General features: G+C 53.5%; 1 pseudogene. It reads left to right on the forward strand.

Features of this window, described 5'->3' with window-relative positions:
- Positions 1-51: 51 nt before the first annotated feature.
- Positions 52-527, forward strand: a pseudogene (locus AC1MDC_RS28690) (toxin VasX); the annotation flags it as partial.

The following is a 527-nucleotide window of genomic DNA, read 5'->3' on the forward strand; positions in this document are numbered from 1 at the left end:
GTCAAGGAAATGACCGTCAAGCTTCCAGGTGGAAGGATGGGAAGTGCTCCAATGCTTACTTTGTTTGGTGGAGTGATTGGTGGGTTGTCGGTGGGCGCTGCCTATCAGGAGTTCAGATCCCTGCAGAAGCAGTTAGAAAACTCCCAGCGTCAGATAGATCCCTGGCTGAAAATGCGTCAAATGGCGGTTGGAGGACAGATTGCTGCCTTTGGCTCTCAGGCATTACTGGGCGCCTCTTACACGATGAGAGTGTTGGCGGGTTCAATAACGACCGAGATCGCCATCTTGCGTTACACGCTCTACATGGGGCCATTGAACTGGATCATTGCCGGTTTGGGCCTGCTGTATCTGACGGCCTGGATTTTCGAAAAGACGCCGCTGCAAAACTTCCTGAACAACTGCTGCTGGTCTAAAGCGCGGGCTTTTGATCTGGGGCCCATCGCGCCAAAAGCCCAACAGGAAGAACTCGACCGTTTGTACCTCATCCTTTATACCCCTCGGGTCTCCATGCAAAGCAGCGCCAGGCA

The sequence above is a fragment of the Pseudomonas sp. 1 genome (genome assembly GCF_056626735.1).